This is a genomic window from Hallerella sp. (assembly GCF_022776125.1).
GTDB classification, from domain to species: domain Bacteria; phylum Fibrobacterota; class Fibrobacteria; order Fibrobacterales; family Fibrobacteraceae; genus Hallerella; species Hallerella succinigenes.
In genome coordinates this window covers 22351-37868 of sequence record NZ_JALFIA010000043.1, presented here as the reverse complement: position 1 = coordinate 37868, position 15518 = coordinate 22351, and the positions used below count along the sequence as shown (strand labels likewise).

13 protein-coding genes and 1 pseudogene are annotated in these 15518 nt (G+C 50.4%); 8 read left to right on the top strand and 6 right to left on the bottom strand.

The features are described from left to right. Positions 1 to 700 (bottom strand): annotated as a pseudogene (locus MR847_RS05260) (hypothetical protein); the annotation flags it as partial. A gap of 183 nt (positions 701 to 883) precedes the next feature. Here MR847_RS05260 and MR847_RS05255 point away from each other — a divergent pair. The 3 genes from MR847_RS05255 (at position 884) to MR847_RS05245 (ending at position 4008) form a co-directional block, all read left to right on the top strand. Further along, the gene (locus MR847_RS05255) at positions 884 to 1474 is read left to right on the top strand and encodes a nitroreductase family protein (RefSeq protein WP_287723137.1); all 591 of its coding nucleotides are present in this window, start codon (positions 884 to 886) and stop codon (positions 1472 to 1474) included. Between the two features lie 130 nt (positions 1475 to 1604). Beyond that, complete coding sequence (locus MR847_RS05250) at positions 1605 to 2459, top strand: TIGR02147 family protein (protein WP_287723136.1); 855 nt, start codon at positions 1605 to 1607, stop codon at positions 2457 to 2459. Continuing rightward, a complete protein-coding gene (locus tag MR847_RS05245; protein ID WP_287723135.1) occupies positions 2446 to 4008 on the top strand; it encodes a LamG domain-containing protein in 1563 nt (520 codons plus the stop codon). Before MR847_RS05250 ends, MR847_RS05245 begins: the two co-directional genes overlap by 14 nt. 74 nt (positions 4009 to 4082) lie before the next feature. Here the strand turns inward: MR847_RS05245 and MR847_RS05240 are convergent, their stop codons facing one another. After that, complete coding sequence (locus MR847_RS05240; RefSeq protein ID WP_100425504.1) at positions 4083 to 4280, bottom strand: ferredoxin; 198 nt, start codon at positions 4278 to 4280, stop codon at positions 4083 to 4085. Between the two features lie 226 nt (positions 4281 to 4506). Here MR847_RS05240 and argB point away from each other — a divergent pair, with 226 nt between their 5' ends. Together argB and MR847_RS05230 are read left to right on the top strand one after the other, a co-directional pair. Next, positions 4507 to 5283: an acetylglutamate kinase gene (argB, locus tag MR847_RS05235; protein ID WP_106519294.1), complete on the top strand. Its 777-nt coding sequence runs from the start codon at positions 4507 to 4509 to the stop codon at positions 5281 to 5283. Then, a complete protein-coding gene (locus MR847_RS05230; protein ID WP_287723134.1) occupies positions 5264 to 6472 on the top strand; it encodes an aspartate aminotransferase family protein in 1209 nt (402 codons plus the stop codon). Before argB ends, MR847_RS05230 begins: the two co-directional genes overlap by 20 nt. A gap of 64 nt (positions 6473 to 6536) precedes the next feature. On the opposite strand, the gene MR847_RS05225 is transcribed toward MR847_RS05230, so the two are convergent. Beyond that, on the bottom strand, positions 6537 to 7973 hold the full coding sequence (locus tag MR847_RS05225; RefSeq protein WP_241899492.1) for a B12-binding domain-containing radical SAM protein: 1437 nt from the start codon (positions 7971 to 7973) through the stop codon (positions 6537 to 6539). 117 nt (positions 7974 to 8090) lie between these two features. On the opposite strand from MR847_RS05225, the gene MR847_RS05220 reads away from it, so the two are divergent. Then, positions 8091 to 8687, top strand: coding sequence for a toxin-antitoxin system YwqK family antitoxin (locus MR847_RS05220; protein ID WP_287723133.1), 597 nt, complete (start codon positions 8091 to 8093; stop codon positions 8685 to 8687). A gap of 12 nt (positions 8688 to 8699) precedes the next feature. On the opposite strand, the gene MR847_RS05215 is transcribed toward MR847_RS05220, so the two are convergent. Beyond that, positions 8700 to 9359 (bottom strand): DedA family protein, encoded by a 660-nt coding sequence (locus MR847_RS05215; protein WP_353846839.1) that lies wholly within the window; start codon positions 9357 to 9359, stop codon positions 8700 to 8702. Positions 9360 to 9542: 183 nt separating this feature from the next. Between MR847_RS05215 and MR847_RS05210 the strand changes: the two genes are divergently transcribed. Further along, the gene (locus MR847_RS05210) at positions 9543 to 10760 is read left to right on the top strand and encodes an SGNH/GDSL hydrolase family protein (protein WP_287723132.1); all 1218 of its coding nucleotides are present in this window, start codon (positions 9543 to 9545) and stop codon (positions 10758 to 10760) included. A gap of 107 nt (positions 10761 to 10867) precedes the next feature. Here MR847_RS05210 and MR847_RS05205 read toward each other — a convergent pair whose 3' ends face one another. Then, positions 10868 to 13165: an NADP-dependent malic enzyme gene (locus MR847_RS05205; RefSeq protein WP_106519288.1), complete on the bottom strand. Its 2298-nt coding sequence runs from the start codon at positions 13163 to 13165 to the stop codon at positions 10868 to 10870. Positions 13166 to 13320: 155 nt separating this feature from the next. Continuing rightward, positions 13321 to 14160: a pyridoxamine kinase gene (locus tag MR847_RS05200; protein ID WP_277001336.1), complete on the bottom strand. Its 840-nt coding sequence runs from the start codon at positions 14158 to 14160 to the stop codon at positions 13321 to 13323. Between the two features lie 271 nt (positions 14161 to 14431). Between MR847_RS05200 and MR847_RS05195 the strand changes: the two genes are divergently transcribed. Next, positions 14432 to 15508, top strand: coding sequence for an alpha/beta hydrolase (locus MR847_RS05195; protein ID WP_158256924.1), 1077 nt, complete (start codon positions 14432 to 14434; stop codon positions 15506 to 15508). The last annotated feature ends 10 nt before the right edge of the window (positions 15509 to 15518 follow it).

Here is a 15518-nt window from a genome sequence, read left to right as displayed (position 1 = left end):
GGGAGTTCGGCATTTTTATGCGCGTTACCGCCCAGGGACCATAAGCTTTGGTGGAATCGATGTTTAGAGAAATATGTCCGCCATTTTTTACTATGTCGCACAAAATGGAAGTAGCATCTTCGTCGCTTTCTTCACAAACTTTCGTAGTATCGTTCAATGTGCTTTCCATCAATGCAGCTTGCTCAATCATCTCTTTGATGTCCGTCTGATAAGCGTTGCCGATGAAAGCTGAGTAATAGCTGGCTTGTTGAAATTTCTCCAGAACCACCGAATCGCCTTCGATGTAAAACGAGGAGTTTGAAATGGTGTCATTTGGGCATTGCTTAATATATTCCCTCGTGTCCGAACTGCTCGAAACCGTTGCGGAACTACTGCTTTCTTTGGTGCTAGAGCTGCTCAAGATGGTGTCTGCAGCCGAGGAACTACTCGGTTTCTTTCCCGACGAGGAGGAAACGTCCGAGGTGTCCGTTCCTGTCGTGTCGCCAACGAGAATCCATTTGCCGTCTTCGCAAAAGTAATCCGCGGAATCGCTTTCCACGTAGAGCGTGTCTCCAGCGATTTTCTCGGTGCATTCGGGCAGGTCGTCTTTCGTGCTGAAGATGTCCTGGTCCTTGCTTCCCGAACTGCTGTCTTCTCCGCAGGCGAAAAGGCTTAAGAGAGCTGCGCCCGCAGCGACTTTTTTCAAGGTGAAAAGTTTCATATTCTCTCCATTGTGATGATTTTAAGCTGTTTAAAATGTAACAATTATCTGTATTTTTTACTTACACTTTTGTAAAGTGAACCTCTACCCTCAGTCAGAGCTTGGTTTCTGAATTTTGAATACCCCATATTCCGCACTCCAAACCCCACACTGCTCCCTCAAGTCAAAACCTATATTTAAGAAATGAACACCTTCGATTGCATTTACTCCCGTCGTAGCACCCGCCGTTACAAGCAGGTCCCTGTGGAACTGGAAAAGGTACAAAAGGTTATCGAAGCGGGGCGCTTTGCTCCGAGCGGTGGAAATAACCAGTCCGCGCACTTTTTTGCGATTCTCAAAAAGGATGTGATTCAAAAGCTCGTAGCTCTGGTGGAAAAAGCCTTTGCCAAAATGGAAGTGACGGAAGGCATGTACAAGAGCTTGCGCAATTCGATTTTGCAGTCGAAAAAAGGCGGCTATGTTTTTTGCTATGACGCTCCGGTTTTGATCATCGTTGCGAATCAAAAGGATTACGGCAACAACATGGCGGATACCGCTTGTGCAATCCAGAACATGATGCTCGAAGCGAATGAACTCGATTTGGGAAGCTGTTGGATCAATCAGCTCCGCTGGCTGAACGAAGATCCGGATCTGCTCGCGTACTTGCAGGAACTCGGCATGCATGAAGATGAACGGGTTTACGCGTCGGTAATTATCGGATACCCGGAAACGGAAGACGGTTTGCCGCTTCGCAAGGCGTTGGACCGCAAGGGCAATGAAGTGACTTGGATCTAGTTGAACGGCGAGTCAAAGGTCTAGCCGTGTAAAATTTTATATAAATCGGAGAGGGGACGCTCTTTTTATTTTTGCATATTGCTTAAGGTTTTTGACTTTTAGTGTGTAAAAATTTATTTTTGAACTTGATATGTCGGCGATAGATAAATTGTTTGATTACGACGATTACCGCCGTTTTCTACAAGATTATTTTGACGAGCAGAAAAAGATGCGCGCCGTTTTTTCGCATCGCTTTTTTGCAGCCAAGGCTGGCTTCCGTTCTTCATCTTATTGCCTGAACGTGATTCGTGGACGTTTCAATCTGACGCCAAAATCCATTGAAAAAATGACGAAGGCGATGGGCCTTGGTCGTCGGCAGTCCAAATATTTTTCTGCCCTGGTGGAATACAATCAGGCAAAGCGCAGTGATGAGCGTGAAAGTGCCTGGGATGAAATTATCCAGATCCGTTCGCAGAGCGAATTCTCGCATGTTTCCCACGATCAGAAGGAATATTTTTCCAAGTGGTATTATCCGGTTTTGCGAGAACTCGTGGTGCATTCGGATTTTGACGGTGACATGATGCACTTGGCGCGGTCTGTGGAACCTTCCATTTCGACGGAAGAGGCCCGGGTGGCTGTCGATAACATGCTCCGCTGGGGACTGATTCAAAAGGATAAATCCGGTAAGTACAAAAGTACCGCTTTGATGCTCGACGCCAAACAGGTTTCTCCGATGGATTTGCGTCAGATTCGCCGGGAATATGTGCAGCAGGCGATCGGTTCTGTGGAAACGAAAAAGCCTTCTGAACGTTTTGCAACGTTTACTACTCTCGCGATGAGTGAAAAATCCTATGATTATGCGGTGAAGGTTTTGGAAGAAGCGCGTCGAAAAATTATCGCAAAGGCATCGGATGATCCGATTGTCGATAAGGTTTACGAGATGATGGTCGTTGCGTTTCCGATGAGCAAAAAATTAGAGAAGGAGACGAAAAATGAAGCTGAGTAAAAATCGCTTTGTTAGTTTGTTCGTAATCCTTTGCGGTGTATGGGTGGGTTGTAGTGATGATCACCGGAATGCGGGCGGCGTAACGGATATCGGAAATTCGATTGCAGGTACGGTGACGCTTGCGGACGGTGTGACGCCGGCGGTTGCGGCCCGTGTTGTTGCCTATGCGGATTCCTGGGAAAGCGCTGGAATTTTAGACTCGATCGAAACCGCGACGGATAGCCTTGGACGCTTTACTTTGGACGATGTGCCACGTGAAATGCAGGTGCTGTATGTGTCGAAGGATGCGGAAAATTATCTCGCCCGTTCGGTGAAGGATTCGGTGGATTACATTCTAGGCAACTCCAAGTCTTTGACGGGCTCAATCGCGGAACAGACGATGGGCAAGGTGCGTATTGTCGGTACGAGCCTTGAAGCTGTTTTGGATTCGAATGGAAACTTTGCGTTTGACGCAGTGCCGTATGGAGAGCTTTCGCTCGTTTATGTGAAGGATGGAGCATCCCTTGCGCATTATGAATTTGCAACATCGGAGTCGGACTCGGCAGAAATGTTTCTTCCACCGCTTGCCGTTTCCGAAAATGGAGATTCTGTTCTTGTGATTGCGGAAGTGCCGGAAGGCATCGCTCCAGATCCAGCAGATTCTTTGACGGAAATTTCTGTTGAACTTTCGGGCGCTCCGATGGAAACGCTTTACGGCTTTGTTCTGCCGGTGAAGTTCAACGATAAAATCGATTTTGAAAAGTTCTCGGATCCGGAAGCTTTTCAGGTTCTTTCTGAAGACGGTGCGGAATTGAATTTTGAAGTCGACTACTGGACGCCTTCTGCATCGCAGGGAGTGCTCTGGGTGCGCCTGGATTCTTTGCCGGCGGGAACGCAACGGGTGAACCTTTCGCTCGCATTGCGGGAAAAGCCTTTGGCTCCGCAGGGAGCATTCCTAGAAGCGGATTCGGTGATGGCAAGTTTGCACATGAATGGAGACGCGACGATTCATGCTGCGACCGATTCCGATGCCGCTTACGGAATCATCGGTTACGGGGCGACGCTTTCCGCAGGGCAGTATATTTCTCTCGATTCGATGAATCCTTGTTCGGGGGATTTTACGCTTTCTGTTTGGGCATTGTGGAGCGGCGACAACGGCAATCATCAGATTCTGTTTGCCAAGCGTGCTTCTTGGGCGGACTCGACTCTTTTCCAGTGGTACTTTGAAGCGAACTCCGGTGTGTTTGCGGTGTACGATGTTCTGCACTGGGATTCCTTGCCGGGAGTTTCTTTGAAGGCGGATTCGACGCAGTGGAAAATGCTCAGTCTCGTTTCGAAGAACGATTCCGTTTCGATGTTTGTGAACGGTAAACGGGTCAGCGAGCCGATAGCCTTTCAGCCGCGAGAATTGGATATGGCCCTTCCGTTCCGCGTAGGCGGTAATGACGTAGAAGATGAAACGTGGAACGGGTCGTTGGATGAAGTCCGCGTGGTGAGCAAGGCCCGGTCTGCGGAATGGTTGCGCTTGGAGTATGAGACCCAGTACGCGGCGAAGAATTTACCGGACTGATGCTCTTGTTTAAAACAGAAAAGCGGTTCCTGGATGGGAGCCGCTTTTCTGTTTTTTTGACTTAGGAAAGAAGATTATTCGTACTTGATGACCTGAGCCGGGCAGCCTTCTGCCGCGTTCTTGATGTCTTCTTCGTACTGGCTGTAATCAACGCCTTCGTTCACCTTCATTTTTTCGGGGACGGAGAACACTGCGTCGCAGACACCTTCGCAGGCGCCGCAAGAGATGCATTCGCTGGCGGATTCATCGAGCCAAACCTTTTTAATTGCCATAGATCTTGCCTCTGGTTATGAATGTGCCAAAACGACGAATTCTAGCACATTCGGGTGGTTGTTTCTTTGAATATAGTAATTCTTGCATGGAAAAGGAGGCGAAAATTCTCAAAAATCCGTGTCGGAGAAAATGTCGTTTGACGCTCCGCATTTAAAATATAAGGTGCAAAACTTGGGGATTTATAAATAAATTTGTTTCCAAAATCACAAAGAGGTACACAGAGAAATGAAAAAAGTCGTCGTTAAAATCGGTGGCAGTCTCGCAATCGACGAGGCCAAGCTCCTGGATTTTACTCGCGCGGTCGCTAAGCTCTCTGCCCAGGGTTTCCAGGTGGCAGTGGTGCATGGCGGTGGTAAGGATATCAACGAGAACATTGCGCTTCTTTCCGAAGAACCGCGATTTATCGAAGGTCTGCGAGTGACGACTCCGAGCATCATGAAGATGGTCGAAATGACTCTCTCTGGCCATGTGAACAAAAAGCTCGTCCGCATGCTCGAAAACGAAGGCGCATCCGCGATCGGTATTTCTGGCGTGGACGGCAAGCTCTTTGAAGCGAAGAAGCGTGAAGGCGGCGTGGACTTGGGCCAGGTCGGCAATATCGCGAAGGTCAACCCGAAGATTGTGACGGACCTTTGGACGGCCGGCTGGACGCCGGTCGTAAGCCCGATTTCCATCGGCGAAGGTGTCGCTTGGAATGTGAACGCGGATACCGCGGCGTCGGAACTCGCCATTGCACTCCAGGCAGACAAGTTCCTTCTTGTGAGCGATGTTCCGGGAGTTCTCGACAAGGAAAAGAATCTCGTTTCGAGTCTCGACGAAGCCAAGGTAGATGCTCTAATCGCCGACGGTACGATTAGTGGCGGTATGATCCCGAAGGTGAAGGAAAGCATCAAGGCGATCAAGCTCGGACTCGGTGAAATCCACATTCTCGGCTGGAAGGATGCGGATACGTTTGTGAAACAAATTCAGGGAGAATTGAACTATGGAACAATCCTTCGCTAATCTTTTGGAACAGGATCAGGCGACCATTGCTCCGCTTTACGGCAAGGTCGATATCAATTTTGTGAAGGGTGAAGGCTCGTATCTGTTTGATGACAAAGGTGACAAGTATCTGGACTTCGTCGCGGGCATCGCCGTGAACGGTCTCGGTCACCAGAATGCAGGCATCAAGGCTGCGATCGTCGAACAGTTGAACCATTTCAATCACATTAGCAACCTTTACCCGAACTACCCGCAGATCGCTCTCGGCAGGAAGCTCTTGGAAATCACGGGCTTCGATAAGGCGTTCTTTTGCAACTCCGGAACGGAAGCGAACGAAGGCTGCATCAAGTTCGCTCGTAAGTATTTCAATCGCAAGGGTGAATCTCATCGCCAGAAGATAGTGACCTTCATCAACAGCTTCCACGGTCGTACTTTCGCCGCTCTTTCTGCAACGGGTCAGCCTTCCATTCGTGAAGGTTTCGGTTCGATGCCGGGTGATTTTGTACACGTTCCTTGGAACGATGTGGACGCGCTCAAAAAAGAAATTGACGGCAACTCTTGTGCGATCATGCTCGAAAGCCTTGCGGCAGAAGGCGGCGTGATGACCCTTTCGAAGGAAATGGTCGAAGCGATTAACAGCCTGCAGAAGGAATACGGCGTTCTCGTGATTCTCGATGAAGTGCAGGCTGGCATGGGCCGTCTCGGCACGTTCCTCGGTTTTGAAAAGTACGGACTGAATCCGGATCTCGTTTCTTTGGCAAAGGGAATCGGCGGCGGTCTTCCGCTCGGTGCGGTTCTTTTGCGTCAGAAGATTGCCGATCAGCTGAAGCCGGGTGATCACGGTACGACGTTCGGCGGTAACCCGATCGCTTGCGCGGCGGGCCTTTCCGTTGTGGAACAGATTGCACAGCCGGCGTTGCTGAAAAACGTGGAAGAGCGTTCTGCAGAGCTTCGGGCAGGCCTTTCGAAACTCGCTGAAAAGTACGCTTCGATTCTCGCCGTGCGTGGCGAAGGCTTGATTCTCGGCCTCGCTTTGGACGAAAATCTTCCGGTGGGCAACGTGATTACCGCAGCTCGCGAAGAAAAGCTGATGGTGCTTTCTGCCAAGGGAAACGTTCTCCGTATGCTTCCGCCGCTGAATGTTTCTGCGAATGAAGCTCGTGAAGCGATTGCAAAGCTCGACGCCGCTTTCGCTAAAGTTTCCAAGTAAGAAATATTTTTAAAGCGAAAGCCCGTTCGCATGAACGGGCTTTTGCTTTTGTAAACGGAATCGCTTACTGCTTGTTCGTCGGAGCTTGACGGGCAATCGGAGTCAGTTCGCCGTGCTTGCGGAACAGGTGCTTGACGAGCGTGTTGAAACCGCGGAAAACGCGATAGCGTTCTCTCGGATTCTTGATCGCCATGATGCCCTGACGGATGATGTAACTCGGGCGTAGATAGAATTCGCGGCGAGCCTTGTCGCAGAAGTCCACGAGAGCCTGGCTCGAAAGTCCCGGTCGCTTGATCGTTGTGCGATGGAAACCGTCCTTGTCAAGCCACTGGTTGTAATCGGTGCTTTCGAGGGCGCCGCTTGCGACGGCTTCCTTGTAAGCTTCGGTTCCCGGATAAGCCATAATCGGGTAGAACTGGGCGGTATTCGGGTTCAGTTTTTTCGCATAGTCCAAGGTCATGCGGAGAGTTTCCGGGGTGTCGCCCAGGTTTCCGACCATGAAGCATCCGTGCACAAGGAAACCTGCCTTGCGGGCGTCCTTGGTGAATTGGATAGCGCGGTCGATGCTCTTCACGCCCTTGTGAATATTTTTCAAAACATCCGGGCTTGCGCTTTCAAAACCGACGCACATTTCACGACCGCCGGCCTTGTGCATCAGCTTCAGAAGTTCGAGCGGAACGTCGGCACGGGCATTGCAGCTCCATGTAATCTTCAGTCCGCGGCGGAGAATTTCCTCGCAGATTTCCTTCACATGGCGATGGTTTGCGGTGAACGTATCGTCTTCGAAGAAGACTTCGCCCAGGTCTTCAAAATGTTCCTTGATGTATTCGAGTTCGTCGACGACATCCTTCGGATCGCGCATGCGGAAAACGTGACCGTTCAGCGTTTGTGGAATAACGCAGTAGCTGCAGCGGTTTGGGCATCCACGACCGGAAAGGATCACAATCAGCGGGTTCAGGTTTGCGCCGTAGAAGTAACGCTTGTAGCAAGAATACAGATGCTTGTAATAGGTCTTGCTGACCCACGGAATCTCGTTCAGGTTTGAAATCTTTGGACCTTCCGGCTGGAAGTCGACGCCGCCTTCCGGTGTGCGGTAGGCGAGACCTGCGATGTCCGAGGGATGAGAGATTTCGCCGCGGAGGTGCCTGACCAGGTTGCGGCAGGTGTAGTCCGCTTCGCCGATGATGACGTAGTCCAGGTTCGGTTCCATCTGCATGCATTCGAGCGGTTCGGCTGTCGCATGCGTTCCCATGATGGCGGTCGGAACGTTGAACATAACCTTGAGCGTTTTGATGACGGAAAGGTCGTTGATGATACTCGGAGTGCTGGTGCTCGCGATGATCAGTTCCGGGCCAAAGGCGCGGATGGCTGCGGCCGTCTTTTCGAGGTCGAGGTCCATTGCAGGACTGTCGATCAGCTGAATTTCGTTGTTATCCGCTTCCACGGTTCCGGCTGCATAGCTCAAGAACATCGGCCAATAAAGCGTACTGGACTTGGTCACGCACGGGCTCCGGGATTCCCGACTAAACATCGGGAAATATGGCGGATTTAAAAAGGTAACTTTCATAATCCCCCACAAAATACATTCTAATTTTTAAAAAGAAAGTAGGATAGTGAAATGGAAATGCAAAAGTACGCCATAATCGCCTTGTTTTTGCTCGCATCCCATGTGATGGCTGCGGATGCGTTGGATACGGTCCGTGTGAGTGCAGCAGATGGAACGTTGCAAGAAGTTTACACCGTGCAGAAAGGCACAAAAATTCGCCAAGGCCACTTTGTTTCGTATCATCCGAACGGAAAGCTAGGAGTTGAATCCAATTACTTGGACGGCAAGCTCGACGGACTTTACAAGAGCTACTATGTGAACGGTCAACTTTGGCAAGAAGTGGAATACGCCGTGGGAAAAGAACACGGGGTATCGAAGACTTACTATGAAAATGGAAAGCTCCGCAATCAGGATACCTTTGTCATGGGAATCCCGGAAGGCATTTCCAAGGAATGGGATTCGACGGGAACGCTCCGTTCGGAAATGACCTATGTGAAAGGTTATGTCAACGGGGTCGCTCGCATGTTCGACGCGAACGGCATGATTTCGGAAGACATGGAATTTGTGAACGGAATCCGCGAAGGAATCTACCACAAGTACAACAAGGGCATCGTGGTGCACACGGCAAAATTCCGTCGCAACCGTTGCGTGGAAAATTGCAATTTCTAAAGTCCTAAAAAATTACGTTTTCTGAATTTCAGAAGTCTGTTCTGCGCTCTGCGGAACGGACTTTTTCTTTTTCAAGCCCTTGTACAGAATGTAGCAGACAAAGAGTCCTGCAAGGCCTAAAAGAATCATCGAGAGCTCGGAATTGTACTTCTGGATGATATCGCTTTGACCGTGGGCAATCACGCCGAGAATGGCAAGGACCGTGTTCCAGACCAGTGCGCCGAGTGCGGTAAAAAGAGCAAAGGTGCTGAGCTTCATACCCGAAAGTCCTGCGGGAATCGAAATCAGCTGACGGATTGCCGGAATCAAACGGCCGACGAAAGTGGAAATGGCTCCGTGGTCGCGGAAAAACTTTTCGGCCTGTTCCACTTTTTTAGAATCGAGCAGGCACATGTGACCGAGACGGGAGTCCGCAAACTTGTAGATAATCGGCTGACCGAGAACCTTGGCGAGGAAATAGTTGATGAACGCTCCGCATAGCGCACCGAACGTGGCCGCGAGAACGAGCAGAACGATGTTCAAACCGGAATCCGGCTGTAGGGCCTTGTAAGCGGCGGGCGGCACCACGACTTCACTCGGGAACGGAATAAAGGAACTTTCAATCGCCATCAGCAGGGCGACGGATCCGTAGTTCAAATTGTCGCTGTACCAATCTGTAATCCTAGTGTAAATCGAAGAGGGTTCCGAAGCCAAGGCGGAAACCGCCGAAATAAAAAGGACGATCGTCAAGATGCGGAAAACTCGTTTAAACACGGAAACTCCTTTTTTGTGGATTCCAAAGATAGTTTCTGAATCGGATGGTATTTGGAAAGTATATATTGTTAAAGGTGCTTTGCGAAAGGAATTAGGTTGTGTATGAAATTTTTAGCGTTGCCGCTTTTTTGCGCGGCTTGGGCGTTTGCCATTCTCCCGAATGAAAATCTTTCTCAAGGCAAGATGGCCTATGTCGATGGAAACGATTCGAGCGCTTACCTGACAGATGGGAGTCTCACGAATTGGAAATATAAGGAATCCAAGAATGTGGCTCTTCATATTGGGGAAGGACCTTCCAAGGTGTTTGTTTCTTGGGAGCTTTATTCGTTCGGCGGAATTGACTGGGCGGATTTCGCTTCGGCTTGCCCGCATACAAAAACGCTTTTGACGGACTTCGCCATTTTGACTTCGGCAAACAGCACCACGGGCTTTGACGGTGACTGGGATACGGCTTATGTCGTCACCCAAAACCAAGTGCTTGCGCGCGGTGTGGCGGTAGATTTTGAAGGCAAGTCGTGGATCCGCTTGGTTTCTGACGATAACGCGGGGCAGTTTTTGGAAGTAGAAGTTTTTGACATCAGCAACGGCCAAAACGATACCTGGTTTTTCATGGGAACGAGTATTTCGGCGATGGGGATCAAGCAGCAGGATTCGGATACGACCAAGACGACGGCAATGCTTATCCATGAGCAGTTCCCGGACTTTACGCCGGCGATGCTTCGCGGTGGCGTCTCCTGCATTAATACGACAGACATTGTGAATCATTTGCCGGAGTATTTGGAAGCGGTTGGGAACGTGAATTTTTGGGCGATTGAAATGGGAACGAATGACGGCTGGGGCGGCGGTACGTGGAACCTTTCGACCTATGTCCAGAACTTGCAGACGATTATCGATGCCGCGAAGGCGTATGGAATTTCTGTGGTTCTTGCTCGAACGCTTGCAACGGATTCAAGCAAGGCCGGCTGGCAACTCGCGCCGGAATTTCTCGCGGCGGAAGATAGCCTGATTCAGGTAAACGGTCTTTATCAGGGCCCGGATTTTTATGCGTTCTTTAAGGAACATCCGGAATATTTAGCTTCCGACGGTGTGCATCCGAATGGAGAAACGGGCGGAGGCGCTGCAATGCACCGTTTGTGGGCAGAAGCAATCGCCCCGATTTATGCGGACACGACTTCGGCAATTTATTCCCATCGAAAAAGGGCTTCGTCGGCATCGCCTTCGCTTGTGAAAGTCATTGTGAATGGTGGAAGTGTCGAAATTCGCACCCCCAAGGGAAGCTCGGTGCAAAACTTTGATGCGAAAGGCCGTATCGCGCATTGATCCTGGATTTATAAGAATAAAAATCCCGTCGGCATAGCCGGCGGTTTTGAATACATAAAAAGCACCGCGGAATCGCGGTGCTTTTTCAATCCACAGTTCAGAAGAACTTAGTGCGCGTTAGCGGACTGTTCCTTCTTTTCTTGAGCGATAGCGTCGACAACGGCGATCACGGCAAGCTTGAAGATGTCGTGAATGGAGCTGTCGCCTTCGACAAAGTGAACCGGCTTGTTCAAGCCCATCTGGACAGGACCGATGTTTTCGGTCACACCCATTTCGAGGAGCATGTGGCAAGTGGTGCTTGCTGCGCTGAGGCTCGGGAAGATGAGCGTGTTGACGGTCTTGCCGAAGAGCTTCGTGAACGGATACTTGCGATCGCGGTGCTTGTCGTCGATAGCGAGGTTAACCTGCATTTCGCCATCCACAACGAATTCCGGATACTGTTCGTGGAGCTTCTTCACAGCCTGACGGACGGTTTCTGCACAACCCGTCGTCTTCGGATCGCTTCCGAAGTTCGAGTAGGAGAGCATTGCCATCACCGGGTCGAATGCGAAGAACTTCACGGCATCGTGTGTGAGCTTTGCAATATCGACGAGCGTGTCCGCATTTGCGTCGGAGTTCACGAGTGTGTCTGCGAGGAAGTAAACGCCCTTTTTCGTACTCACGATGTGGAGAGCGCCGAAGTGGTTGTAATCCTTGCGAATGCCGATGACCTTCTTGGCGGTTTCGATGGAATCTGCCATGTTGCTGTGGTTGCCGACGAGAACTGCGTCTGCGGCGCCGGTCTTGAGGAGCATCATACCGAAGCGGTCTCGACGGAACATTTCGTCGTAAGCCTGCGGAAGCGTGACGCCCTTGCGACCGTTTTCTTCGCAGTAGATCTGAGCGAACTTGTGGCGACGGTCGTTTTCTTCTGCAGAACGCGGGTTGATGATCGTGATGCCGTCCATGGAGAGGGATTCTTGTTCGAATAAATCCTTGATGACTTCTGCGTTACCGAGAAGGATCGGCTTTGCAACGCCTTCCGTGAGAGTCTGGACTGCAGCCTTGATCGACTTGATGTTTTCGCCGTCGGTGAAGACGAGACGCTTCGGAGCGGACTTTGCCATGTCCGTAAAGCCACGCATGAGCTTGTTGTCGTAACCCATCATATCGCGGAGCTTGTCGTAGTAAGCGTTCCAGTCGGTGATCGGCTTGTGAGCGACGCCGCTTTCAACAGCAGCCTTAGCGACAGCGATGGAAACATCGGTGAGAAGGCGCGGGTCGAGCGGCTTTGGAATGAGATAGTTTCTGCCGTAGGAGAAGCGTTCGGAGTTGTAAGCGATGTTCACGACTTCCGGAACCGGCTTGCGGGCGAGTTCAGCGATAGCGCGAACAGCAGCGTGCTTCATGTGCTCGTTGATTTCCGTTGCGCGGACGTCGAGAGCACCTCGGAAGATGTACGGGAAACCGATCACGTTGTTCACCTGGTTCGGATAGTCGGAACGGCCCGTTGCAAAGATGATGTCTTCGCGAGAAGAAATGGCGACATCGTAAGAGACTTCCGGAACCGGGTTGGCGAGTGCAAACACGATCGGGTTCTTCGCCATGGACTGAAGCATTTCCTTCGTGAGGATGTTCGGCTTGGAAAGGCCGAGGAAGAGGTCTGCGCCCTTCATCGCTTCTTCGAGCGTGTGGATATCGCGATCCGTTGCGTAGACAGCCTTTTGCGGGGTGAGCTTTTCGCGGTCTTTGCGGATCACACCCTTAGAGTCGAGCATGACGATGTTTTCGCGCTTGATGCCGAGGGAAACGTAAAGGTTGGTGCAAGCGATAGCAGCTGCACCAGCGCCGTTTACGACAGCGTGGATTTCGTCGATTTTCTTTCCGGCGATGTCGAGAGCGTTGATAAGAGCTGCGCTACTGATGATAGCTGTGCCGTGCTGGTCATCGTGCATGACCGGGATGTTGAGTTCCTTTTTCAAGGTTTCTTCGATTTCGAAGCATTCCGGAGCCTTGATGTCTTCCAGGTTGATGCCGCCGAAAGTCGGAGCGATGCCCTTTACGATATCGCAGAATTTTTTAGGGTCCTTTTCGTTGACTTCAATGTCGAACACATCTACGCCAGCGTAAATCTTGAACAGGAGGCCTTTTCCTTCCATCACCGGTTTACCGGCGACTGCACCGATGTCACCGAGGCCGAGAACGGCGGTACCGTTAGAAATCACAGCAACGAGATTGCCTTTTGCGGTGTAATCGTAGGCTTTATTGTTATCCTTTTCAATTTCACGGCATGGTTCGGCGACACCTGGCGTATAAGCAAGGCCGAGGTCCGTCTGCGTACTGTGCGGCTTGGTCGGGATGACTTCAATCTTACCCGGTTTGCCGTTAGCGTGGTAGGCGAGTGCTTGTTCTTTAAGATTGGACATGAGTGAACCTCTTGTTGTTCCAGCGATAAATACTCATATTGAGCGCGCAAAATATAGCAAAACGCATTTGCAAATTGAAGTGCGATGTATAAAAAAGGGTACGCAAGTTAGCCAAGGCTTAACTTGCGTAAATTCCGGTCTCGAAAGGAAACTTTCTAGGCGTTTAAGGCGGAAACCAGCTCCGGAAGAGCCGTTTCGAACTTGACTCCGTACCAGTGATTCGGGTCGTCGATCGTGTTTTCGATACATTTGACGGTGAAGTCCGCAGCGATCTTTGCCGATTCAAAAGGCGTTTTGCCGCGGAGAAGCGCCCCGACAAAGGTCGATGCAAAAACATCGCCCGTCCCGTGACTTCCTTTGGGGATTTTTCGGTGCGCATAGTAAGAGACTTTTCCGTCCGTAAAAACGGAAACGCCTGTTGTTTCGTCTGTGTAGCTGACGCCTGTCAAAACAACGGTCTTTGCACCGAGCCTTACCAGGTCTTCGGAAAGTTTTTGGATATAGGCTTCGTCATAGGTTTCGCGGTATTCGTTGCCCGTGAGCATCGCCGCTTCGGTAATGTTTGGCAGGGCATAGTCCGCATCGCTAATCAAAACCTTCATCGCTTCCACAATGGAGTTGTCGAATCCGACATAAAGCTTTCCGTTGTCCGCCATGGCTGGGTCGATGATGTTCACACTGTCCGGTTTTCTCACCGAGTGCAACACATCGCACACGTAAGCAATCTGTTTCGGAGTTCCCAAATAGCCCGTATAAAAGGCGTCGAATTGGATGCTTTCCCGTTTCCAATGTTCCAAAATCTTTGGAATGTCATCTGTAAGATCGCGGAAGGTAAAACCCTGAAAGCCGCCCGTGTGCGTCGAAAGGACTGCCGAAGGTAACACGGACGTTTCAATTCCGCAAGCAGAAATGATCGGCAAAGCGACCGTCAATGAACATTGTCCGACGCAAGAAACGTCCTGGATTGTCAATATACGCTTGTAGGGATACTTCATAAGCGCAAATATAAAAAAATGAGTCGCACTCCGAGCTTGTTTGGTCTGCAAAGTGCGACTTAGAACTCGTTTCGCCTAGAGGCGATTCTTTGAGATGATGCTTTGCTATAGGGGAACGCTGTAACCGATGAGTAGCGTGTTGTTGGCTTTTTTTGCAAAATGAGTACTTTGTACGAAATACATAGGCTTTTCTAACCTTGCGAGCCTTGGATAGCTTATGTATCTTTATACCATGGTTATAGGGAATCTAAAAAAGTTGTCGATGGGGGTCGTGTCTCTTTTTGCCTTGGCGGCTTTTGCAGGGGGTGGATTGTGTGCCTGCAATTCCAATGTCCAGGATGCGGAAGCGAAAGCGGTTGTGAACTCGATCGAATTCGCGGAAACAGACCCGCTCTTGGGAGAACCTTTCAAAGTTTATCCGCTTCAGGGAAAGTATCGGGCGACCTTGATCCAGTATCCGTCGGATTCCTCGCGGACTTACAAAGGCATTGTCTTGTATGTTCACGGTTATAACGATTATTACTTCAACCGGGAACTTGCCCAGAAGGCCGATTCGGCAGGCTATGGCTTCTTTGCAATCGATCTGCATTTTTATGGACGTTCCCTGCGCAGCGACGACGAACCGTTCCGCGCCCGCGAAATTCAGGAATATTTCCCGGAAATCGATTCGGCTTTGGCGATGGCCCAAAGGCTTTCCCGTACGCTAATGACATCTTCGGATCCCTCGAAGACTTTGTTGCCTGAATATTTGATCGGCCATAGCACGGGCGGTTTGATTGTGTCTCTTTATGCGGATTCGCGTCGCCACGGTCAGGATTTCGCTGCCATCGTTTTGAACAGCCCGTTCCTCGAAATGAACCTGCAGTGGTTTGCTCGGAATGTTTTGGTGCCGGTCGCTTCGGCTATAGGTTCGATGATTCCGGATTTCCCGGTGAATGATCTTCCAAATCCGAATTACAGCTACAGCCTGCGCAAAGGCTATCGTGGCGAATGGGAATACGATACGCGCTTAAAGCCGCCTGTGAGTCCCATGAAGGATCTCGGTTGGATCCGGGCAATTCACAGGGCACATACCCAAGTTCAAAAAGGCTTGCACCTGGAAACGCCGATTCTTTTGATGCACAGCGATTGCAGCACTCGGGATAAGGACTGGACCGAAGAATATATGCACTGCGACGGTGTTTTAGATGTCGACAATATGAAAAAGTACGGTCGTCAGCTTGGTCCGCGTGTAACGTTGGACGAAATCCAAGGCGGTCTCCATGACCTTTATCTGTCTGCCAAAGAAGCCCGTGAAAAGGCTTACCGCAAAACCTTTGAATTCTTCGACAAACATTCGTCTCTCTAAAAAATCAACA